The organism is Streptomyces sp. MGP-P1, assembly GCF_057766565.1.
In genome coordinates this window covers 12,642-33,834 of sequence record NZ_JBYMEM010000002.1, presented here as the reverse complement: position 1 = coordinate 33,834, position 21,193 = coordinate 12,642, and the positions used below count along the sequence as shown (strand labels likewise).

Sequence of the window (21,193 nt, the reverse complement as noted above, 5' to 3'; positions counted from 1 at the left end):
TTATGCTACTACGTTCAGTTGTGCAGCACCGATATTAACCTTCTCGCAAAGGCAGAAAGTAGTCGTTTTCGCATTTATCGTGAAACGCTTTCGCGTTTTTCGTGCGCCGCTTTGGTGGGCTGCTCGACACTCTGTGAAGGAATGGTGTTCATTGTGTGTCTATCGGTATTAGGATTACGGGTGGCAGCCGCCTTTATCAGTCATAAATTTTGTTCTCTTTTGTGACGTTATGATGACGTGCGTGTGAGGGTGTGGGGCTTCGCTGTGTCGGGGTGACAGCTCTCTTGGGGTGGGGACAGAAAGGCTGTTTTCGTGAAGGTTCGTCGGCTTTCGCTGGAGCGTTTTCGTGGTGTCCGTAGCGGCAGGGTTCTGTTGGACGGGCACTCCTTGTTGGTGGGCTCGAACAGTGTGGGTAAGTCCACTGTCTGCGAGGCTCTTGAGCTGATCCTGGGGCCTGAGCGAATGTTTCGCCGGCCTGTGGTGGACGAGCACGACTTCTACGGCGGGTGCTACCAGCCTGTTGGTGAGGAACTGCCTGAGATAAGGCTGGAAGCCGTACTGACCGGGCTGTCACCGGCCGCTGAGCGGCAGTTCGGGCCCCATCTGCGTCGTTGGTCGGACGAGACAGCTGACTTCGCCGATCTTGAGCCGGGTGCTCTTGAACAGGCGGACGCCGGTCAGTGGTGTCTGCCGGTGGTGTTTTTGGGTCGTTACGATCCGCAGGAGGACGACTTCTTCGGCGGGACGTTCTTCGCTCACCCCATGAAGACGGAGGACGCTCTGGGCGAGGAGAGCAGCGAGCTCGGTGCGGGGATGCGGCCGTTCACCCGGGAGGACAAGCGGCACTGCGGGTTCTTGTACCTGCGGCCCAATCGGACAGGGAACCGGGCGCTGTCGTTCCAGCGGGGGTCGTTGCTGGACACCGTCGTGCGGCTGGAGGCGGACCGGGGCGGGCCGTTGTGGGAGAAAACTCTGGCTGACGTCGCCGCCGTGGTGGTGGCGGACGAGGAGTCGGGATTCTCGAAGATCCGGGCCGAGGTGACCGAGAGGATCGGGCGTTTCGTGGGCCTGGCGGCCCACCCGGATCCAGTCGACCTTCGTCTGTCGGAAGCCACCCGTGAGCATCTGCGGGAGACCCTGCGGCTGTTCGTTGCAACGCAGCCAGGAACGCATGCGGTGCCGTTCAACCGGCTCAGCACCGGCACGCTGAACCTCCTGGTGTTCGCGTTGCTGACCTATATCGCCGAGCTCAAGGTCGAGGACTCCGTGATCTTCGCGATGGAGGAACCCGAGATCGCGCTGCCCCCGCACGCACAGCGGCGGCTGGTCGACTTTGTGACGCAGCGGATGGGGCAGGCGATCGTCACCTCGCACTCCCCCTATGTGATCGACAAGTTCGACCCTGCGCAGATCGTGGTGCTGGGACGCGATGAGAGCGGGACGCTAAGCAGTTCGCCGGTGGTCCTCCCCCAGGGATTCAAGCCCAAGCAGTACGCGACAAACCGGCGGCAGTTCGCCGAGGCAGTTCTGGCCCGCGCCGTGCTCGTGGTGGAGGGGAGCACCGAGGCGGACCTGGTGCCTGCTGTCGCCGACGTGCTCGAGCAGGATCCTTCCGTGGACTACCTCCATCCCGACCTGGCGGGTGTGTCGGTGTTCAACGCCGGCGGTGACCGTGCGGTCGCGGCGTTCGCGCCGCTGTTCAAGAGCCTGGGCAAGCCGGTCTACGGCATCCACGACACTCCGGGCAAACCCCTGCCGGACGATGCTGTGGCCAAGGCCAGCGACTTCTCCTTGTACAAGGTCATCCCCTACGACGGCATCGAAGATCTGCTCGCCGCCGAGGTGCCCGCACCGGTGCAGAGGCGGTTCCTGTCCGTGGCCGGAGAGCTGGCCGATTACCCGGAGCACTACGGGCGGCTGCGGGAGGGCATGGACGATGCCGAGGTCGCCAAGCTGCTCTGGAACGTCCTCAAGAAGCGCAAGGGAGACGGCTACGCCGCCCTGCTCATCTCTCAGTGCGCCGGCCGTCACGAGCTGCCGGTCTCGATCGTGGACTTCCTGCTGAAGGTCGATGCGGACCTTCGCACACCGGCGGTGAACGGTCTGGACTCCCCCGCCGCCGGTGAGGGCGAGGTGAACGGTGAAGCCGAGTGACATCGAAATGGACGACAAGCGCCGGGCGATCCTGGACAGCACCGGACATCTCCTGATCGAGGGCGGCCCCGGCTGCGGCAAGACCACCATCGCCCTGCTCAAGGCCCTCAATGCGATCGAGACGCTGGACGAGGGGCAGCGCGTGCTGTTCCTGAGCTTCTCGCGCGCCGCCGTCCGGCAGATCACCGACCGGATGCAGGGCCTGCTGACGCGCAGCGTGCGTGCACGGTTGGAGGTGCGGACCTTCCACGCCTTCTTCCTCGAACTCGTACGCAGCCATGGACGGCTGTTGGTCGGGCACCCCTGCGAGTTCATCACTCCCGATCGAGGACGGGAGATGCGCGCCGACTTCGACGGCGACAAGGAAGCCTGGGAGGCCGAGTACCGGCGGATGGCCGTCGAGGAGGGACGCTATGTCTTCGAGATGCTGGCTGCTGGCGCTGCGCAGCTGCTCGAGGGCAGCCGTGCTGTACGCGACTTGTACAGCAGCACCTACCCGGTGGTCATCGTCGACGAGTTCCAGGACACCAGCACCGATCAGTGGCAGGCCGTCAAGGCACTCAGCCGGAGATCGACCGTGATCTGCCTGGCTGACCCCGATCAGCGGATCTTCGGGCATCTGCCCGGGGTGGACGAGGAGCGCATCGACCACGCTGTCGCCCATCTGCAGCCGTCCTGCTTCGACCTGTCGGCGGACAACCACCGCAGCCCCGAAAGCGGACTGCTCAGCTACGCAAACGCTGTCCTGCACTGCCAATCCCACCCCCGATCAAAAAGCGTCACCGTCATGCCGTACTCGCTGCTCTGGGGGGCCGTCCCCTGCGAAGTGCGTGCGCACGAGGCGCTGCTTGCCCTGCAGGGCAAGCTCGAAGCCGAGCTGGGACGCGAGCCGACGATCGCGGTGCTGGCGACCACCAACCGGCTTGTCGCCAGCGTCTCCGAGACGATCAGCAAGCAGAATGTGACGGCGCGGCATGTGCTGGGGCCCGTTGAACACATCCTGCACTGGGATCCCGAGCTGGCCGCGTCCGCGGGTTTCGTCGTCGCTTCCATCCTCGAATGGCCCGGGCTGGACCGGCTGGAGGCGCTCTCCCGCACGCTCAAAGCCATGGCCGACTACTACCGCACCAAATTCGCGAAGCGGGCCGCCAAGACGACACGTGCCACGGTGACAGCCCTCGAGCGGTGCATCGCTCAGCTGCAGAAGGGCAAGCCGGCGCGAACCAACGCGGCCAAGGTGCTGGAAGCGGCGTACGACGACGGGCTGAAGCTGACCGGGCAGCCCGTCCCCGACTGGCGCGACGCACGCTCTCACCTGAGCGGGTCCGCGGAACTGGACGAGCTGTTCAAACAGGTCCGCACACTGCGGCTGCTGCACGCCACCGACCTGCTCTCGCTCACCCTCACCCAGGCCTGGAGCCCTGACGGCTCCTACCGGGACGCAGCCGCCCAGGTACGGCGTGCCCTCGCCGACGCCCAGCTCGCCCAGGCCGAGCAGGACACGGTGCCGGTCAGCCTGATGAACATGCACCGCTCCAAAGGCAAGGAGTTCGATGGCGTCGTCATCGTCGAAGGCAACCGCCACAGCCGGCTCCTGGACGCCGAGTGGGACGACGAGCGCATCCAGGCGAACCGTCGGCTGCTGCGCGTGGCCATCACCCGCGCCCGGCACCGCGTCGTCTTCGTCCGTCCTGCGGACGCGCTCCCTCTGACGCGGTGACGGGCCTTCCGGCGACGTGGCTCGTTCGACAGGGGTCTTCTAGCCTGGAACAGCAATTCCTCCTGTCGCTGCGCATGGGTTTTGTTTCGCGGTGGCTCCTTCCATGAGGTTCTGTTCTGCTTCCTCAAGGGGCCGCCGCATATGGTGATCGCCGAAGTGACACGCGGAGATCGTGGCAGCTGCCCCCCCTTACTGGCGGGGTTTACCTGACGCCGGAATTCGTCTGACGGTTGCTTTTTCCATCAGGCCCTCGATGTGTTTTTTGTTAGCCGGGAGCACAAGAGTTGAACTGTCACCCTGGAAAAGGTTCAGTAGCTTCTGTGCTACCGCCACAAGCTCCGTGAATGTTTCATTTGAATCGAACCGTGACGGGTTTCCTGTACAGGCGAAATGCAGAAATTTCCTGGGCAGCTAGGGAAGCATGGCCGTCGGCCTGGGAGAGTGACGGGAAGGTTTCTCCATTCCATTCTTGAGGCCAGTTGGCAGGGCACCAGAGCTCCTCGGTGAGAGAGTCTCGGATGGCTGCCAGAATTCTTTCTTTCAGCATCTGGTGTTCGTCGACAAATGCTGAGCGCACAGCGTCCCGGCACGTCGCTGCGGCTGGCCGGTCTCGCCATGCGAGGGGCGGCGGGACAAGTCGGAGCTTGAAGTGCTCCCACTCGGAGCCATGCGTCGAGTGAGCCGCCGCCGGATCCTGCTGCGGGTCAAGGCCGTCGAGCCAAGGGCGTCTTGCATCCCGGCCGCCGCTCCCCTGCCCGGCGAGGATGCGACCGAGTTCGCAGGTAAGCGCGACAGCGGAGAGGTAGTCCGGTGCCGCGGCAGGACGCACGGTCTCCTGCCGCCGCGGCCGGGGCTGGCGCGGCGCCACGATGTACAGCACCTGGCTGGCTTCAAAGCGCTCGCTCTGCCGCGTAGTGGGGTCGGCGGCGCTCGCCCGCACCAGGAGATGGAACGCCCTGACGGCAAGAAGGTAGGCGGCGCCCTCCTGCCGGCCTTGGGTATCCCTGCCGAGGTCTCGTCTCCATAGGCCTTGGAGGTTCGCTCGTGCGCGGTCTCCCATGCCGATTCGGGAGATGGTTCCGAAAAGGTTGGCGTGGGGGTTTTCGGAATTTGAATGCCGGACTGGTGCCAGTCCGGCTTCCCGCTGACTTGTACCGTCAAATTTGCCGTTGAGGTAGAGCGTGTAATTCCTGTGGAACCTCGTGCTGCCGGGGTCCGTGTGACGGCATTTTGCTTTTTCCGTGTCGCGCACGAGATGTTCCGTGATTACCTTACCTGAAATTCCTTCTCCTGTTTCGGTGGAGCATTCCGTTGGGTCTTCTGGCGATTGCGAGGAGGAATGACTCATGAAGAAGATGGATGTGTTGAATCTGTTCAGGGCGTCTGGTGGAAAGCTTTTCAGGTGCGCAGGGCGGTGTGACCTGCTGCCATCCTGCCGCTCGTGGTCGAGGTCCTGTTCCTGCTCGTGACGCTGCGCCGGAGGCTGAGCTTGGTCCATGTCCCGCTCGGCCGGAAGTGCGGTGCGCTCGAGGTGACCTGGGTCAGCGGCGTCCTGGCGGGCACGACGGGAAGCAAGGTGTTCCTGCACCGCGGAAGGTGTGAGCCGGCGCAGCGCCTGCACTCGCGGAGCTCCCAGGCTGGAGGCGTCCAGCAGGGCGTCGAAGGCGTCGTGGCTGATGGTCACCTGGTTGGCATCCATGGCCCCTCCTGTCTGGGTTGTCATCGCGCGCCTCCCTCGCTGTACTGTTCGCGGATCTTGGTGCGTACGCGGACAAGACGGCCTTCCAGTTGCTTCACGCTCAGGTCGGCAAGTTTGGCGGCGTCCTCCTGCGTGCATCCCGCTCCGCGCCAGGCCACGGCCACGCGGAGTTCGGGCGTGGTCAGCAGCGGCAGGATGCGGTCGATCGTGTCGTTGACGACGGCGGTGTGGCAGGGATCCGCGGCGCGCTGGTCGGGAAGGGCGAGGACGGGGTCGTCCTCGAGGCCGGTGCAGGTCTGCGCAGCCCGGTCCCTGGTGTGCTGTTTGCTCCAGGCCACGTAGACCCTGCGGAAGGCGAAGATGCAGGCGCGCACGTAGTAGGTCGTCAGTGCCGCCCCTTTTACGGGGCTCCATCTTCCGCGGACCAGTGCGTTGGCACGGAAGGTCTCCAGACCGTCCAGGATGGAGTCGGTCACCACCCCGTAGCGGTCCTCCCAGGGCCAGTCGGGGATGATCAGGGCGGCGGGGACCGGACACCCGTTGTCACGGGTCTGGCGGAAGATCTCCCCAGTCTGGGTCCAGTTGAGCAGGACAGGCCAGGCGTACTCCATCAGCCGGCCGGCGAACTTCTCGAACATCGGCCCCTCGAAACCCTGCCCGCGCAGGATCCGGACCAGCTCGGCATCCCTGGCGCGGCGGCCGGCCCGCTCGAGTCCGCTCTCGCCGGGGACACCCGGGGCCATGAGCTGTTCGAGACGGTCAAGGTCGCCTTCGAGCGTGAGCAGCTCCGCTCCGCCGTTCAGGGACAGGCCGAAAGGGTGGGGAGTGCCCGCCACATCGTCAGACATGTGCACTCCTTTGTGCTGCGGCCGGATCGTCGGTCGACTGGGTTTGCCTCACCCCCACCTCATAGGGCCGAGCCGCACTTTTCCCCTCGGCTCCCCCGCCCATCCCTTGTGTGACATGGGTCACCCGAGGGGGGCGCGGGGCCCGTTCGCTACAGCATCAGCGAACCCGGCCGGTGGTGCCGGGCCTTCTTACGGAGCTGCTGTGAACGACCGCGACCCCCTTCTCGACCAACGCACCGCTTTCGTCCTCCTGCTCGGCGTGCTAGCCGCCGTCGGGGCGGGTGCGCTGACCCGCCTCAACGACGGCACCCTCCCCGCAGGTGCCCTCGCCGCCGGGGGTGCCCTCGCCGCCGGGGGTGCCCTCGCCGCCGGGGGTGCCTTCGCGGCCACGGTGTACTTCTTCCACAAGATCATCCGCTGATCGGCCGGCCGGCTGATGTCTGTCGGCTCCCGCGTCTGCGGCACCTTGGCCGCCCGCGCGCCTGAAGACGCCGGCTGCGTCCGGGTGATGCCCTGCTGCAGAGGGGCAGCGGGTGCCGGGCCGGGCTGATTCTCAGTGCCTGACGGTACGTTCACGGCGTGAGGCCTGGCTTCGGTGGCAGGTACGGCGGCCCGCGGGCTGTCGCCCGCACGGTGGTCAGGTCCTTTCCCCTGAGCCGGAGAGCGGCGACGGGCCGCGAGCGAGAACGGGGTTCGGGTGAACGAGCATCAGTGGGAGCGGGCGCTGGAGACGGGGCCCGCAACCGCGGGATCATCGAGCTGGCCCATCACCACTGCACCCGGATGCAGTTCCGCTACTCCGGCGGCCACGGCCTGGCGGAAGCGGAGAGCGGGCTGCCCATCGACATGCGGGAGATCTACTGCGAGGTCGGCGGCCACGGCAGCATGGCCAGCAACCTGGAGCTGATCCGGCAGCCGCCCGCAGCAGCGTGTCCTCGCCGAGCAGACGCTGCCTGGAACTCGCCTGCCGGATTGCCGGCAGGTACGCAGAGCGGTCCGGTGTCGTGGCGCGGATGCTGCCGCTCTCGATCACGCCCTGTCCCAGGCCGATCCGGCCCACACCCGCAGGAATCCGGCCGTGGCGGTGGATGGCAGGTGGTCCTGCTCCACGCGGCAGGTGATGTCCTCCAGGCGTGCCGATGCCGCCGCGAGTCTGCGGGCAGCGGGATCCGTCCCGCCCGGAGCTGCGGGAGGAACTCGAGGGCAGTGACCCGCTGCACGGTGCGCTCGCTGTCTGGCTCGAGCAGGTCCTGGCGGGGGGGGCGTGCGGGGCGACCGGCTGGCCGGGCTGCTGGCCGATGTGCCGGTGCCGCCGCGGGCCGCCCGCGGCCTCACTGCGCGGGGCGGTGTCCCGGTGCTGTCCGCTGACGCAGCGGCCGAGGAGGATTTGGTGCTGGTCTGTCTGCTGTGGCTCGACGAGCGCCGTGTCACCCACGGCCAGGTCGTCCATCCCGCGCGGGCTTACACGCTGCGCGTCGAGTTCCGCATGGATGCCTGGCCGGACTGGGCCGACCGTCTGGAGGTCGAGCTGCTGTCGGTGTTGAGCCCTGACGAACTGGTCGTGCCTGCCTTCTCCTTGTCCCGTCCGGCGCCCCCTGCCGGCGGCCGCGCGGAGGAAGGCGAGGGCGGTGTTTCGGTTGGGGTGAAGGCACACTGGTAGTGAGATTCGCCCTCGGAGCAGGGCAGCCGCCTCAGGCGGTGCGGGTGTTGGCACGCTTCTGGTCTCGGGAGGGCAGGGTGTGTGCCACGGACCTGGCCGGCTACCCGGAGCTGCGGCTGCGTCCCTTCGACTCCACCCGCGACGCGCTGACCTCGCTCCCCCAGATGGATTTCCGCCTGCTCACCCTGCACGAGAGGGTCCGGAAGTTCACCGGGGACGAGAAGACCCTGCAGGCATTCGGGCGCCTCTTGGCCGCCGTCACCGCCATGGCCGCCGAACTCACCTACGACCAGCTTTTCCGCTGCGGCAGGTATGTGACCGAGGCCCGCTTCCACGACGAGGTCGAGCAGCGCCTCCAATAGGATCCGCTCCTCGGCGGCCGGGTGGCCCGCGCCACCCGGCAGGGGCTCGGCATCACCGCCGTCGTGCACGACGGCGTGACCTGTGAACTCAAAGTCGAACGCAGCAAGCACTTCGATGCCGGGCAGGCCCGGCTGGAGGCCGAGGTCCTGCGGCGGGTCTGCGCGATGGGCGGCAGGCGCAGCCTGTACTGGTTTCGCCGTGCGGCTTGGCGGTGGCTGGGCGGAGAGGATGGGTATGGGGGCTGTTGTGGCGCACTGGGCGGGGTCGAGGTGCTGGGGCAATCCGGCGGCATGGTGACGAGCAGGTTGCCCGCACAGAACACACGGCTCGGGCCCGGCCAGAGCTGCGACGTCGTCCGTGTCGTCGTCTGCGGCGGGGCCGGGTGCCGGGGACGCTGTGCTCTCGTCCAGTGCGGGCTGAGGCGTGGTGGCTTCGTCTGCGGGCGGTGGGGCGGGTGGTACGAGTTTCGCGACCTGGCAGTCCAAGAGGTAGGCGTACTCCGCCCTGAACTCCCCGGACGGGTCCCGGCCCGTCTCCCACCCGTGACAGTGGACGGGCTCACCCCGAGAGTCCGGGCCACCTGAGCCTTCGACAGGCCGGCCCGCTCCCGCAGGTCGCGGTGCACCTGGGCTTCGGAAGCGCGGGCTGGGGGTGACCGAGGCGAGCAGCGAGTCGATCGCATCGAGGTCGCTCATCGGTCTGCGGCTCTCAGATGTAGGTGACGGGGTTACGGGACAGATGCGGGCACGGGGTGGCCCGGCCCACCCGCGCATCACCGAGCAGCAGGTCGCCCTCGAGGGCGTAGCGGTCGCCGTACTTGGAGATCCCGGTGATCCTCGCGACCGCGAGCACCGTGCCGTCGATGTTGATGATCTGCGCCTTCTCCTGGGACAGAGCTCGGTCGGCATTGAACTTCCAGATACCGCGCCCTGCCTGCCAGGCTTCCTCCTCCGACATCCCCAGACGCCATCCGACCGTGGCGCGCTCCAGACCGTCGCTGGATGCCGACTTCGGCCTTCCGTTCGTGCGCTTCCTTGCGGCCGCCCGGGGACAGCAGACCAGGGATGAGAGGGAGGCCGTCACCCGCAGTTCGGGAATCGTTTGCCTTAACCGCGGGGGCGTCGGCCAACGCCATCCGGTCTGGAGTGAGCCTGCTGACCGGGGGTCGCTCCACACCGCAAAAGAGTGCAGCCCCCAACACCGCATGTGATGCATGTCACTTGCGAAACGTGGGGGGTGATTGCCGATTCGCCTTCAGGCCAGCCCTTAGGGATAGCACTCTCATCACTCGCCACAGGTAAGGAGCACCGCATGGCCATGCTGTGTTACTCGGATCTCGAGGACGACGACCGCGTCGCCGTCTCGGCACTTCACACCGCCCTAGAGGGATGGGTGCTGCGCCTGCTGGCCGACACACAGGACCGATCCGCTCGCCAGCCCGCCCCTTTCACCCCGCCCACCGAGACCGGGTCGCACGAGGCCAAGTCAACGGCGTTGCGGACCATTCACTTCCTCAGCTACGCGCAGGATGCACTACTGGACAGGAATGTCCACCTTCGCTACCTGTGCCAGGAATGCCGCCCCGGCGGTGGAAAAATGCTCTGCCAGGCGCCCAAGCGGCCAAGCGCAGCTAGAAGGGCTATGCACGAAGCCGTGTACGCGGTGCGGATCGAGCCAAGGGCCGTACAGCGGGGGGCGTGGCTAGAGCAGGCCCGGCCCGCAGGCCCCCGAGTGTTTCAACGGCTGCTCCGGATGGCTAAGCAACTCACCGAATCGACGTACCGCTCCGTCGGAGAGACCGCTCGCAGAGTTGCCGTGCGCCGTACATACGAGCTGGCGCACATGTGGAGGGAGCGATGCCTTCCCGACCATGCCGTGAACATTAACCAGGAGCAGGACCATGAATTCATCTGGGACGTCAGGGACGTATTGCGGTACAGAGAGAGTCAGCACCTCAATATTGACGCAAAGCACTCCCCTGTGAACTTCGTCGCCGCCGTTCTGCGTACGCTCGCCGAGCAGCTCAGCGGGCCGCAGACATTCACGACCCGCGAGGCTGTCATGGCTGCGCTGGTGGCGCGTAACGCCTGCATCGAGGGTGACACCGCAGCTGTGGACGAGTTCTCCCGGACCTGGCTCCACCTTGGTCATCCGCAAGCGTGGCGCGAGGCCGTGGAGGTGGCACTGCTGGGTGACTGGGTCGGGGCACTTGGCCGCCATCTGCGGCGCGATGCGGAGATCATTGAGTTGCTGCATCGTCATACCCAACGGGAGCACCGTTCTCTGCAGCCGCTCTGGGAGCGAAAATCCGGCGGGCGGACGGTGCGGCTGCTGGAAGCTCCTGTCGCGTCGGGGGTGTCGCTGAGAGACGTGATCGCTGACGGCGGGCGCCCGGAGGACGGCTTGCTGCGTGGTGAGATGGAGGATCCCCGCGTCCTGGCGGTGCTCGCCGATCTGGCACCCTCGGAGAAAGCCGTAGCCATGGCGTACAGCACGCAGCGCATGACATGGTCCCAGGCCGCTGCTCTGGGCGGCGCCGGGGATCCGGATGCGTTCGGGAACCGGGTGCGCCGGAAGCTCAGACGGCTGGGACTACGCCACCGCACTGCGTCGAGCCCTTGCACCCCTGTGCCGGCGGAGGTCGAGTGAACCTTCTCAGCTCAGTTGCGGCCGAGTATCTGGCGAGCCTCGCGGCAGCACTCACGCTGGCTGTAGCGCGTCGCGTCAGGCGCCTTGTCAAGCAGCGGGCAGACCCTGCCCCGAGCGCGCCAGCCGCCGGCGCGACAGCCGAACCCGACTCGCAGTCGCGCTGAACGCCGAGGTGTTGGATGTGTGCGACGCCTTCCTGAAACGCGGGAGGCGTCGCGCACCCGGGCTCCGGCAAATCCCGGCTTTCCAGTACCTACCTTGAGGTAAAGGCGACCGCTGACAGCTGTCCCGGCCTAGGGAGAAGGCCGCCCGGGCCAGTGTGAGGGCGCAAAGCGAACAATGCCTCCGTCACGTTCATGCTGATGAGAGCTCTACCGATCCTCCAGCAACTCCTGGATGTCGTTGAGGATCATGGTCACGTGCGCGATGAGAGCGAGGGCCTGAGGGCGCGACAGTTCGACGCGGTGGTGGGCGTAGTCGTTACGGATGAATTTGAAGAAGGTTCGAAGACGGAGTCGGTAGACCTTGGCCAGCGAGGTCGGTTGTTCGGCGCGGTCCAGGAGGTCGCGGATGAAGTCTTCGGCGAGTCGTTGACCGTAGGTTTCGCCTCCGAGGGTGTCTCGCAGGCGGGATTCGAGGGTGACGGCGATGTCCCTGACGGCCGTGTCGTAGAGACCTATGTTGATCAGGTCTGGGATGTAGTTGAGGTCGGCCGGAAACGGGATCTCAGCGTCTGCGAGTGCGTCGTTGACCTGTTTCCATCCGGCTGCCGTCACGACGGTCTTGTCGCCGGGGAGGATCAGAGCCAGTCGCGGGCCGCGACATAGTCGTCGTCTTCATCATCCCCGTCGTATGTGTCGAGCGGGGGGAGAGAGATCGGTGTTTCCTGCCCGTCCACTGTGACTTTCAGGCTCTCCAGTGGGTCGCCGGGGCCGACCCACCCTGCACCGGTGAAACTCCTGCGGAGCTCTTCGCGCCGCTCGATCTCCCGTTCCCGTTCGGTTACGAACCGCATGCCGGTGATCAGGCCGGCTTCGGCGAGGAGTCTCAGGTCTTCGTGCCAGCAGGCAACGTAGTAGCGGTCCCGCTCTTGGAGGTTGCGCTCGCCGTAGCCTCGTGCTTCGAAGAGGAGACATTGGTCGATGTCGTCCACGGGGACGAACTCCACTCCCTCTGGGAACTGGGCCAGGTCGAAGAGCGCGTGCCCGTCTCCAGGCGGGCAGGGGTACACCGGCCAGTCAGCATGCATCGCCACGATGAAGCCTTGACCGTCGCTAGTCGCGTAACCGAGGTAGCCCGGATGCGCCTCAAGAGATCGGCGATTCTCATTGGCGTCCGCTTCGTCCATGCGGTCAACGATTGCACGAGGTACAGCCAGACCCGGCCGACTTGCAGCCTGAGCCGCGCAACTCGACCGCTACTACTGGCGTCTCGCTACTGATGGGTAGGTTGGTTGGGTGGCGCCGGCCGATCCAGTGTGGCCTGCGAGTTTCAGCTGCTCACTTACAGGAAGGGCGACACGCAGGCTCCGGTGAAGTGGCGCCGGCGCACGACCGCTGCGGGACAATCGCGCGAAGGATCAAGCGCGTTGCCTCGCCTGCCAACTGTCTTCATCAACGGAGTCCTCGGCCCATCGACGGGCGGAGGGCTCTTCGGCAGTATCAGGCTCTTCCCTGGGGCGGGCAGAGGCCCGACGCCGCCTTGACGGCTTCCAGCATGGTGCTCAGTTGCGGCAGAACGTGTTCGTGCAGGCCTTCTTGCTCACATCGCTGCCCGCCCGCGGCAGCGATTGCCTGGGCTAGGGGACGCAGCGCGGGGAGGCCGGTGCGAGCCAGAGTCTGCGCGGAGCGCTGCCACTGAGCGAGCGTTTCGGGGGTCTCCTGGGAGTAGAAGCCGTGGGCGTAGGTGGTGGGGTCCATTGCGACCGGATGGAGTGGGCGGTCGAGGCGAGAGGCGAGGTTGGTGACGATCTCGATGCCGTGGATGTCCAGGTCTGCCCAGATGGCGAGAGGCAGCTCCGGGAGGGCCTGGAGAACTGCCACGAGGGCGTCGGTTGCGAATCCTTTGAGGAAGATGCGCAGCCAGGTGTCACGGATGGTGGTGCGATGTACGGCCTGGAAGGTTTCCTGATTTTCGATCAGAAGGATGCCGGTGGCGGCGTGTTTGAAACTGCCGCGCTTGGCGGCGGTGTGCCCGGGGATCTCCACGAAGGGGATGTCGTTGTCGAAGTCGGCCACGAGGCTTTCCAGGTACCACTGTCCAGGACCTTGGATGCTGACGCCGTTGTCGGCGGTGTGTACAGCTTCCTCGAAACTGCGGCCGATGAGTCGGCAGAAGGCTTGTTGGGAAGGGCCGGTCCATGCCTTGCTCGAGCCTAGGGCACGGGTGGCAAGTTCGCGTTCCCCGAATTTCCATTGGCGGTCGTGGCCTTGCCACCACACAGCTGCCGCCTTGAGGGCCGAGGCATACACGCTCCAGGTTCCAGTTTGAGTGCGGCTGTGTTCGGGGACGTGTCGGGTTCCGGGCGGGGTGGCCAGGAGGAGGGCGCGCTCGTCGTCCAGCTGGGGAGTGTGCTCGATGGCGGCGACTAGGTGTTGGCGCGCGATATGGGCTTGGTGACGCTTGACCAAGCGGTCATAGCGGACACGTCCCTTGCCGGTGCGCAAGGGGCCGTCGGCCGCGATGAGCAGGGCCCGCAGAGTGAGTGCGTAGCGACTGGTGACCAGTGCCTGTCCGGCTTTGGCGGGATCGAGGCGGGACGGCCCGAGCGCGGCGGAGCCGAACAATTGGATGAGATCGCCGCGTTCGCGGGCTGTCATGGCCATCTTCAGTGGGCGCTGCATTTTGCCGCCGCGGTAGATGTGGCGGCGTGCCTCTCGGCGGAACAACTCGCCTCCGGGAGTGCGCAGCCACTCATTGAGCTCGTCTGGCAACTCGCGGCGCCGACGGTCAGTTGTCGTGTGCGGTGTGGTCACCGTGCTCGTCGTCCTGTTCTTCGTCGCAGTCCTCACTCACGTAGAAGGGGTCATCCTCAGGGAAGACCAGGTCATCGGTGCCGTCTCGGTAGAGAGCCGAGTCGGTCATCCGGTGGACCATCTGGTCTTCGCCATCCCACAGCATCGGTGTGGCCAGGACGCCGTTGATCTCCGGGTCGCGGTACAGATGGTAAGTGGCGACGCCGGGTACTTGGGCGTGAAAGCCGGTTTCGTCGGGGCTGGCCATGACGAGGTCGAGGTCGAGATCGGCAAGCAGGCCCATGCAGTCGCCTCGCATTTCGGAGTCGATGCCGGCGAATGCTTCGTCGAGGTAAACCGGGCGTGGAGCATGCGCTGCGGCTCCGCGGTAGTGGGCTGCTGCGGCGATGAAGAGGGGCAGCTGGAGCATGACCGCTTTCTCCCCGCCGGAGCCTTTTTGGTGCTTCTTGTCGGTCAGAGTGGTCCAGGTGCGCTGGCCGTCCTTTTTATATTCGATGTCGAACTTGCACCAGCGTCGGTAGTCCAGTGCCTGGGCCAGGTGGGTCTTCCAGTCGGCGGTAGTGTCTTGTTCGCGTGCCTGACTGACTCGTGTGGCGAGGAAGTTGATGAGTCCGTCTCGTTCGGTCTCTGCGAGGGTGCGGGTGTGCCGTCCGTCCAGGGCGCGGATCGCTTGGTGGACTTCGCTGTTCTGGTGAGGGTCGGGCTGCCACTTCAGGCGCATGAGCAGATTGCTGGCGGTGGGGCGGCTGGCCAGCAGTTCGTTCATGCGGTCCACGAGGTGGTTGGCTTCGGCCCGGCGCTGGCTGAGGTGGTTCCCGAGGCGGCCCAGCAGTACCTCGGCGAACAGGCGGTGCTCGTCCTCGTCGAGGAGGGTGCGCCGCGTGTCGATCTCATGGTCCATGGTCTGAAGGGTCTCGAGGATGCTCAGGGCGTGGCCGTTGTGTTGGACGTAGGTGTGCAGCAGGTTGTGGCGCGTCTCCTGCACGCACCGCCAGTCCGGGCCGCGCATGTCGGCTTCAAGGGTGGTGAAGGCCTTGTACAGCTGGGTCTGGGCCAGGTCCTGGGTGGTGTCGTGGCCACTCAGGTGGGACAGGCAGCGGTGGGCGTGTGCTGCGTGTTCGTCGAGGGAGGCATCCGGTGCCGGGCTCGGTGCGGCCAGGTCTGCTTGCCGGAGGAGCCCCAAGGTGATCAGTTGTCGGAAGCCGGTTCGGGAGGCTTCGTGTGCCTCGGTTGCCGCGGTGAGGGCTCTTTCTGCTTGCTGGAGGTCGTGTTCGGCGCGTGCTTGCTCCGCGCTGGCTCTCAGGCGGGAGTCGACCATGGCTTCTTGCGCCGCTTTGGTGTTCCTCAGGTCTGTGCGGGCCTGGGTGAGTTCGGCCAGCGCGGCTTCGATCTGCTCATTGCTGATGACGTCACGGGCTGTACGGTGCTCGGTTTCGGACTCTTGCGCCGCGTACTCGGCGTCCTGGTACTCCTTGGTGCGCCGCTGGCGGGCAGTGGCTGTGGCGGTGTGACGGCTCTTGGCTTTGGTTTCCATGTACTGGTGCTGCTGCCAGCGCTCCACGGCTCCGTGCAGCAGCGGGATCATGACCCGATAGCGTTGCAGGGCGTCTTCTTGGCGGCCCAGGTCGTCGCGTTGGGTGCCGGTGCGCTGGGATCGGGCGTAGCTCTGCAGGCGGGCTGTGACCTTTTCGCGCTCGATCAGGTGGTCGTTGAGATTTTCTTGGGCGCGGGTGAGATCGGCTTCGAGTCTGTGGGCCAGGTCTTGGGAGTTGTTGAGCCGGTTGAGTGCGGTCAGGAGCGGAGTAGGGGAGGGCAGCCGCTTCTTTTCTTCGGCGATGCGGTCCAGTTGGCGGGTGGTTTCGGCGTGCGCGCGCTCCACGTCGGCGGCTCGTTGGTCGAGTTGGCGTAGTTGGTCATCGAAGTGGGCCAGGCGGCGCAGGCGTTCAGCCCGGCGGGCGGCAACTCCGATGTAGGAGGCGTGTTCGGCACTGGTGCGTCCGTGCAGGGGGCCGATGCGCCAGGAGCCGTCGGTGGCGATCCAGGTGTCGGTGGCTGCTGGCGGTGGCGTGCCGGGGGTGTGCAGGCCGATGCTGCTGAGTATGCGCTCAATGGCGGAGCGGCTGATGTGCTCATGCTTGACCGGGGACAGTACGTTGGCCAGCGTCGATCCGGGCAGAGAGGTTCCGGGTATGAGAATGGTCTCCAGGGTGTCTGCGGCCAGCAGGCGTCCGCGGGGGTCCACCCAGGCGTCCAGGATGCCGGCGCCCTGCAGGGCTGCCTCGAGCAGGGCGTGGGAGGAGGCGGGTGTGGTATCGAGGAAGTCGATCAGTCGCCATAGCGGGGCTCCATCGGCGGGCGGGAGGTTTGCTCGCTGTCGCCGCGGAAAGGTGGGGTCACTGGGCTCGGGGTCGCGTTCGTTGGCGGTCTGGTCGCGTTCGCTGCGCAGGGCCTCGCGTTCGAGGTTCAGTTGTCGTGTCTGGTTCTTCAGTTCGGCGCGGCGGTCGATGAGGCTGGTTTCGTGAGGGTGGGCTGCAGTGTCGACGGCGTTGGCGAGCACGGGAGTCTCGGTGCCGTATGCCAGCCGTTCGACCAGATCGTGCAGCGCTGTGACCTGTTGGTCGCTGAGGATGAGTTCGTGGAGTTGATCGGACCATTCGAGGATGCGGGCGCGTAGTCGGTTTGCTTCGGTTTGGCAGGCTTCTTGGTGTGCGGCGGCTTGGTCCGCTGCATGTTCGCAATGGTTCTTGATCGCGTTGTGGTGTTCTGCTGCCGTCTTGTAACGCATCTCGGCCGCATCCCTGTCTTCGATCAGCTCGCGGGTCCGGCGCAGTGCGGTGTGGCGGCTGCCGCAGAGGGCTTCGAGGGTCTGGGTGGCTTCGAACGGTGTGTTCCGCAGTGTGGTGGCGTGACGCTGGTGTTCGGTGGAAAGCCCTGCGGGCGTGGCCTGCGCGGCAGTTACTTCCTCCTGCTCGATGAGGAGCTGGGTGGCCTCTGCACAGCGTTGCTGTGCTTCCTCCCATTCGGTGGCCGCCTGTGTGTGCTCGTCGGCGGCTTCCTGGTAGCGGTGCCTGGCTGCGTCTGCGTTCTCGCGGTCCCTGCGGGCCTTCTCCGCGAGCATGTCTACGATCTTGCTCTGGCGGACTTCGCTGCTGTTCTCGAGTGTCCGCACGCGCGCCTCACAGCGCGTGGTCTGCACGCGCAGGGCTACGGCCTGTTCGCCGAGTTCCTCGAGCGCTGTTCGTCGTTCGGCAACGTGCGTGAGTGCGGTGGTACGGCGGCTCCTGGCCGCGTTCAGGTCGCTGTGGGTGAGGGTCGTGGTGCGGGCTCTGTCGGCGACCACAGTGCGGGCGTAGTTGTGGTAAGTGGTGCTGAAGCGACGCAGCGCCTCGCGGTTGTCGAGGTGGCGCTGCATCTCCTCGCGCTCACGGGCGAGCTCGTCGAAGCGGCGTGCCAAGTCTTCGAGCATGACGTGGCTGACGGCGGGCAGCCCGTCGGTGAGCAGGCCGGTGAGTTTGTCGACGTTGAAGTCCTGGCTGAGCTTGGGACGGCGCAGGGTCAGCAGCAAGTCGACCAGGGAACGCAGTTGGGCGGTGGATGCGAATCCGAACAAGTGCTGGCTGATGTACTGCTGGTACCGGTGGGCTTCTTCGAAGACATGCTCCTCCCCCAGGATCTTTTTGAGGGTGGCGTAGCTGTGTGCCTGGCGGGCGGCGTTGTAGAGGGAGAACGTGTCCCCGATGCGTCGTGGTGTGACGAAGTACCAGGATTCAGGGGCCTTGTTGTTGGTCTCGGTGGCCTTGAGGCCGGCACCGATGGTGAGGTATTCGAATGTGCCGTCGTCGGCGATGCGGCCGTATTCGCACCAGGTGTAGCTGACCCGCTGGCTGTGCCCGTTGTACAGCAGGTTGTCGCGCATGGTCCGCCCTGAGGTGCCGAAGGGGTCCAGGCGGCGGGCGGTGAGCTTGGCGTCGAAGAGGAACGGGCTGCTGACCTCGAGTACCTTGGTTTTGCCGCTGCCGTTGCGGCCGATGAAGATGAGTCTTCCGTCGTGGAAGTAGAAGACGTCCTCCTCGTACTGCCAGATCCCGATGAGCCCCATGCGCAGTGGCTGGTAGCGGCTGCGGCCGGGGACGGGCAGGCGGTTGGCCAGGATGTGGTCGAGGCGTTCGCGCAGGTCGGGGGTATCGGTCACTGCGTTGGTTCCTTGTCGATGTCGCTCCACCCGGAGCCGTAGAGCAGCCCCTGCTCGGCGTCCAGGTGCGCGGGCAGAGTGCTGCGGTAGCGCGCCAGGACGGGGCGCAGGCGAATACCGGTGGGCAGGATGTCGATGAGGCGGAGCCGGGCGAGGTAGTCCTGCGCTTCCTGGTGGACGCGGGCTCCGGTCAGCGGCTTGTTGCTGATGTTCTTGACGACCTGCAGGAGTTGCCGGGCGATCTCGTCGCTCAGTTCACGGACACGGTTATGGGGAATTATGCGTCGCCGCAGGGTGCGTTCTTCTTCGTGCCACAGGGCGTCGGCGAGCAGCAGGGCTGCGTACGGTCGGGTGGACGTGTCGGGGAAGGGCAGGTCGGTGAGGTCGTCATCGATGACGGCGGCGCCTTCGTCACGTATCTCTACGCGTGTGTTCAGGGCTTTTTCGACCGTAGTGGCCAGCTCGTGACGGTGGTGGAGGTAGTAGGCCTCCTCGTCATGGGTGAGGTCCTCGACGTACAGGGCGGGCTCATCGATCAGGCGGCGTAGTAGCTGATGGCGAAGGTGGTGCGGGCTTCTGTCGTCGCTGCAGCACACGTCCTGTCGGAGCAGTTCGTCGGCGGCAGTTGCCTGACTGGGTGGGATCGGACTGGCCAGCATCAGGGCGGCGTTGCGGTGGTGGACGGTGTAGAGGGCGTTTCCGCCGCCGTCGATGTAGTGGCGTTCCTGGCCGGCTCGTTCTGCTCGTTCGTCCGCGGTGAGTACCCGGTGGTGGCATAGGAGGCGGATCGCGGCGACGAGGTCGGCGCGGTCGGTGTAGCGGGTGGCGTCAAAGGTGCGCACTGCGGGTTCGGCTGTGGTGCTGGTGGTGATGCGCTCGGCGAGTTCGGTGATGTCGGTCTGCTCATCGCAGTCCTCGAGCACGGCCAGCACCATGCATACCAGTGCGGCCTGGCGTCCGGTGGGCGCGTCGTTCACGTGCGCGAAACGAATGTCTGCGGGCACCTTGTACAGGCGCGCGCAGTCGCGGTCCAGGTCCAGGCGCCAGCCCAGCTGGGTCTCGAACCACGTCCGCACAGCTACGTAGTGGCGGCGTACGAGGGCGAGTTCCTGGGGTTTGTCCGTGCGGGTGAGTAGCGGTGTAGCAAGCAGGGCACGGATGGCGTCCTGGCGTTCAGCCGCGTCGTGTCCGCGCCAGGTGGTCATGCGGAAGCTCCGGTGCGCAGGCTGACGGTGATCTGGAAATCCTGCAGACCCAGGCGCCCGGGTGGCAGGTCGACGGTGGTGGCGTCGTGCCGGCTGGCGGGAGGGGCGAGGGTGATGGCCAGCCGGCCGTCCCGGCTGCGCGCGTGTTTGACACCGTCGGAGGCGGGGCGCGCTGACAATACGGTGGTCAGGTATGTGAGGAAGAGGTCGGCTTCGTCTGCGGACAGCTCCCCCAGGGCGGACAGACGGGTGGGACCGCGGGCGATCAAGGATTGTTCAGCAGTGGTGCGCGCTTGATCGCGTTGTGTCTGCCGGGCGGACAGGCGGCGCTTGACCGCCCGGGGGTCGGGAATCCGGGGCGGCGCACCGGTGCCCGCGCGAGGCCCTTGGTGGCGCAGGCGCATCGCGACGGGAGCTGGGCTGTCGTGCCACCAGGACACATGAGGCCGGTGGTCACTGTCGTCGTCTTCCTGGTGCGGGAATCCCAGGTGCCGGGCTGGCTTGAGGCCGAAGGCCCGCTGCCACAGGCCACTGACCTGCTGCGGGTTGGGGGCGTTTTCGAACCAGCGGGCCAGCGTGGTCAGGTCTGCTACCCGGTTGATGCGGCGAAAGCGCCGGTCGTTGATCTGCTGGACGATCTGCATGATCTGGCTGACCGCTTCCGCTGCCCGTTCCTGGAGGATGTCCGCGACCGGCAGGCGCTCGTGGTCGCCGTGAAACCAGCTGCGCAGGCCGCTCCACTGTTGGGCCAGGCGTTCGCTCTCTACTGCGATGATCTCGTTGCTGCCCCGGCCGAGGACGGGGCTGGCATCCACGGCGGCAAGGGCGGTGAACCGGTCGGTGATCCCGGCCTGTTCGGCGGTCTCGATCGCTGTGGTGATGCGTGGTGCGTGCCGGCTGAGGGCCAGGGTGAAGGAGTTCAGGTAGCGGACGACGACATCCTTGTAAGCGAGAAACGCTTCGAGCTGGAGTTCGCCGTCGGTTTCCAGGGAGCGGTTCAAACCCTGGACGAACAGCTTCGCGTTCTCTGACAGTTCGGAGAATCCGCTGGTCAGGCGACGGTAGGTGGCGTTCGCTCGGGCGGCGTCGAAAGGGCTGCGCGTCAGGTGCCCGGTGAGTTCGTCCAGCGCCTGCAGCACGGCGGGCAGCATGGAACTCTGGAGGGCGCCGGTGACCCCGACTTCCTGGGTGATCCTGATGATCTCACGGTGGACTTGAGCGCCTTGTGCAGTGAGTTGGTAGTAGTGGTCCTTGCGCATGTAGTCGTGAACCGTGCTCTTGCGGCGCCGACTGTAGATGCGGTCGACGTTGCCCCAGCGGTGCAAGTCGGTCAGCAGTGCCTCTAGCCGCAGCGGATCCGGAAGGTCAGGGTCGTTGGGCACGGCCTGGATCCGATCGGCGATGACCGGCACGGACAGGTATCCACCCAGCCGGGATTCTTCCTCCAGCAGGACGTCCAGGATGTGGATGTAGGAACGCGCGCGCTTGTTCACGAGGTAGGCAACCAGGGCAATCTGCCCGGCCTCGGGATCGATCGACGAAGACGCCGGTTCTGCGCCCTCGGGGGACTCAGGGGCTGATGGGGCCATGGCAGGCCGCTCCTCTCGCGACGCACCACGCCACGACGGATCACTCACATCGCATCCGGTGCAGAAGAATCAGCCCCACCATACGCAAACAGTTGAGCAATTGTTCACCCATGGTTGACGGTGTGATCTATCTCGCCGG

16 protein-coding genes are annotated in these 21,193 nt (G+C 66.1%); 7 read left to right on the top strand and 9 right to left on the bottom strand.

All coding sequences use genetic code 11. The features are described 5' to 3' along the window. The 3 genes from AC3CH1_RS07375 to AC3CH1_RS07365 all read left to right on the top strand — a co-directional run. The coding region (locus AC3CH1_RS07375; RefSeq protein ID WP_488462194.1) for a hypothetical protein at nucleotides 1-225 on the top strand (225 nt) is incomplete at its 5' end. Between the two features lie 255 nt (nucleotides 226-480). Next, entirely contained in the window at nucleotides 481-2,154 is a 1,674-nt protein-coding gene (locus AC3CH1_RS07370) for an ATP-dependent nuclease (protein ID WP_488462193.1), read from the top strand. A gap of 7 nt (nucleotides 2,155-2,161) precedes the next feature. Continuing rightward, the gene (locus AC3CH1_RS07365) at nucleotides 2,162-3,874 is read left to right on the top strand and encodes a UvrD-helicase domain-containing protein (protein ID WP_488462192.1); all 1,713 of its coding nucleotides are present in this window, start codon (nucleotides 2,162-2,164) and stop codon (nucleotides 3,872-3,874) included. A 349-nt stretch (nucleotides 3,875-4,223) separates the two neighbouring features. Here the strand turns inward: AC3CH1_RS07365 and AC3CH1_RS07360 are convergent, their stop codons facing one another. Together AC3CH1_RS07360 and AC3CH1_RS07355 are read right to left on the bottom strand one after the other, a co-directional pair. Then, nucleotides 4,224-5,573, bottom strand: coding sequence for a hypothetical protein (locus AC3CH1_RS07360; protein WP_488462191.1), 1,350 nt, complete (start codon nucleotides 5,571-5,573; stop codon nucleotides 4,224-4,226). 20 nt (nucleotides 5,574-5,593) lie between these two features. Further along, complete coding sequence (locus tag AC3CH1_RS07355; protein ID WP_488462190.1) at nucleotides 5,594-6,421, bottom strand: sigma-70 family RNA polymerase sigma factor; 828 nt, start codon at nucleotides 6,419-6,421, stop codon at nucleotides 5,594-5,596. 202 nt (nucleotides 6,422-6,623) lie between these two features. Between AC3CH1_RS07355 and AC3CH1_RS07350 the strand changes: the two genes are divergently transcribed. The 3 genes from AC3CH1_RS07350 to AC3CH1_RS07340 all read left to right on the top strand — a co-directional run bounded on the left by AC3CH1_RS07350 (nucleotide 6,624) and on the right by AC3CH1_RS07340 (nucleotide 8,443). Continuing rightward, nucleotides 6,624-6,842: a hypothetical protein gene (locus tag AC3CH1_RS07350; protein ID WP_488462189.1), complete on the top strand. Its 219-nt coding sequence runs from the start codon at nucleotides 6,624-6,626 to the stop codon at nucleotides 6,840-6,842. An 843-nt stretch (nucleotides 6,843-7,685) separates the two neighbouring features. After that, nucleotides 7,686-8,081, top strand: coding sequence for a hypothetical protein (locus AC3CH1_RS07345; protein WP_488462188.1), 396 nt, complete (start codon nucleotides 7,686-7,688; stop codon nucleotides 8,079-8,081). Nucleotides 8,082-8,158: 77 nt separating this feature from the next. After that, nucleotides 8,159-8,443 (top strand): hypothetical protein, encoded by a 285-nt coding sequence (locus tag AC3CH1_RS07340; RefSeq protein ID WP_228924525.1) that lies wholly within the window; start codon nucleotides 8,159-8,161, stop codon nucleotides 8,441-8,443. A gap of 709 nt (nucleotides 8,444-9,152) precedes the next feature. Here AC3CH1_RS07340 and AC3CH1_RS07335 read toward each other — a convergent pair. Continuing rightward, on the bottom strand, nucleotides 9,153-9,401 hold the full coding sequence (locus AC3CH1_RS07335) for a hypothetical protein (protein ID WP_488462187.1): 249 nt from the start codon (nucleotides 9,399-9,401) through the stop codon (nucleotides 9,153-9,155). Nucleotides 9,402-9,755: 354 nt separating this feature from the next. Here AC3CH1_RS07335 and AC3CH1_RS07330 point away from each other — a divergent pair, with 354 nt between their 5' ends. Next, nucleotides 9,756-11,093 carry a hypothetical protein gene (locus tag AC3CH1_RS07330; protein ID WP_488462186.1) on the top strand — a complete coding sequence of 446 codons (1,338 nt, stop codon included), beginning with the start codon at nucleotides 9,756-9,758 and terminating at the stop codon, nucleotides 11,091-11,093. A 371-nt stretch (nucleotides 11,094-11,464) separates the two neighbouring features. Here AC3CH1_RS07330 and AC3CH1_RS07325 read toward each other — a convergent pair whose 3' ends face one another. From AC3CH1_RS07325 to AC3CH1_RS07300, 6 genes are all read right to left on the bottom strand, one after another. Then, complete coding sequence (locus tag AC3CH1_RS07325; RefSeq protein WP_488462185.1) at nucleotides 11,465-11,869, bottom strand: hypothetical protein; 405 nt, start codon at nucleotides 11,867-11,869, stop codon at nucleotides 11,465-11,467. A gap of 23 nt (nucleotides 11,870-11,892) precedes the next feature. Further along, complete coding sequence (locus AC3CH1_RS07320) at nucleotides 11,893-12,441, bottom strand: hypothetical protein (RefSeq protein WP_488462184.1); 549 nt, start codon at nucleotides 12,439-12,441, stop codon at nucleotides 11,893-11,895. A 313-nt stretch (nucleotides 12,442-12,754) separates the two neighbouring features. Continuing rightward, a complete protein-coding gene (locus tag AC3CH1_RS07315) occupies nucleotides 12,755-14,068 on the bottom strand; it encodes a Wadjet anti-phage system protein JetD domain-containing protein (protein ID WP_228924531.1) in 1,314 nt (437 codons plus the stop codon). Beyond that, a complete protein-coding gene (locus AC3CH1_RS07310) occupies nucleotides 14,043-18,260 on the bottom strand; it encodes a TIGR02680 family protein (protein ID WP_488462183.1) in 4,218 nt (1,405 codons plus the stop codon). Before AC3CH1_RS07310 ends, AC3CH1_RS07315 begins: the two co-directional genes overlap by 26 nt. Then, the gene (locus tag AC3CH1_RS07305; protein ID WP_488462182.1) at nucleotides 18,257-19,465 is read right to left on the bottom strand and encodes a TIGR02678 family protein; all 1,209 of its coding nucleotides are present in this window, start codon (nucleotides 19,463-19,465) and stop codon (nucleotides 18,257-18,259) included. The genes AC3CH1_RS07310 and AC3CH1_RS07305 overlap by 4 nt, the downstream gene beginning before the upstream one ends. After that, complete coding sequence (locus tag AC3CH1_RS07300; protein WP_488462181.1) at nucleotides 19,462-21,054, bottom strand: TIGR02677 family protein; 1,593 nt, start codon at nucleotides 21,052-21,054, stop codon at nucleotides 19,462-19,464. The genes AC3CH1_RS07305 and AC3CH1_RS07300 overlap by 4 nt, the downstream gene beginning before the upstream one ends. Nucleotides 21,055-21,193: the final 139 nt, after the last annotated feature.

Bases quoted from the DNA above. Each gene is read 5' to 3' on its own strand.
- AC3CH1_RS07365 (WP_488462192.1), top strand. From the start codon at position 2,162: ATGGACGACAAGCGCCGGGCGATCCTGGACAGCACCGGACATCTCCTG.
- AC3CH1_RS07320 (WP_488462184.1), bottom strand. From the start codon at position 12,441: ATGGACGAAGCGGACGCCAATGAGAATCGCCGATCTCTTGAGGCGCAT.
- AC3CH1_RS07355 (WP_488462190.1), bottom strand. From the start codon at position 6,421: ATGTCTGACGATGTGGCGGGCACTCCCCACCCTTTCGGCCTGTCCCTG.
- AC3CH1_RS07300 (WP_488462181.1), bottom strand. From the start codon at position 21,054: ATGGCCCCATCAGCCCCTGAGTCCCCCGAGGGCGCAGAACCGGCGTCT.
- AC3CH1_RS07305 (WP_488462182.1), bottom strand. From the start codon at position 19,465: ATGACCACCTGGCGCGGACACGACGCGGCTGAACGCCAGGACGCCATC.
- AC3CH1_RS07360 (WP_488462191.1), bottom strand. From the start codon at position 5,573: ATGGATGCCAACCAGGTGACCATCAGCCACGACGCCTTCGACGCCCTG.
- AC3CH1_RS07330 (WP_488462186.1), top strand. From the start codon at position 9,756: ATGGCCATGCTGTGTTACTCGGATCTCGAGGACGACGACCGCGTCGCC.
- AC3CH1_RS07335 (WP_488462187.1), bottom strand. From the start codon at position 9,401: ATGTCGGAGGAGGAAGCCTGGCAGGCAGGGCGCGGTATCTGGAAGTTC.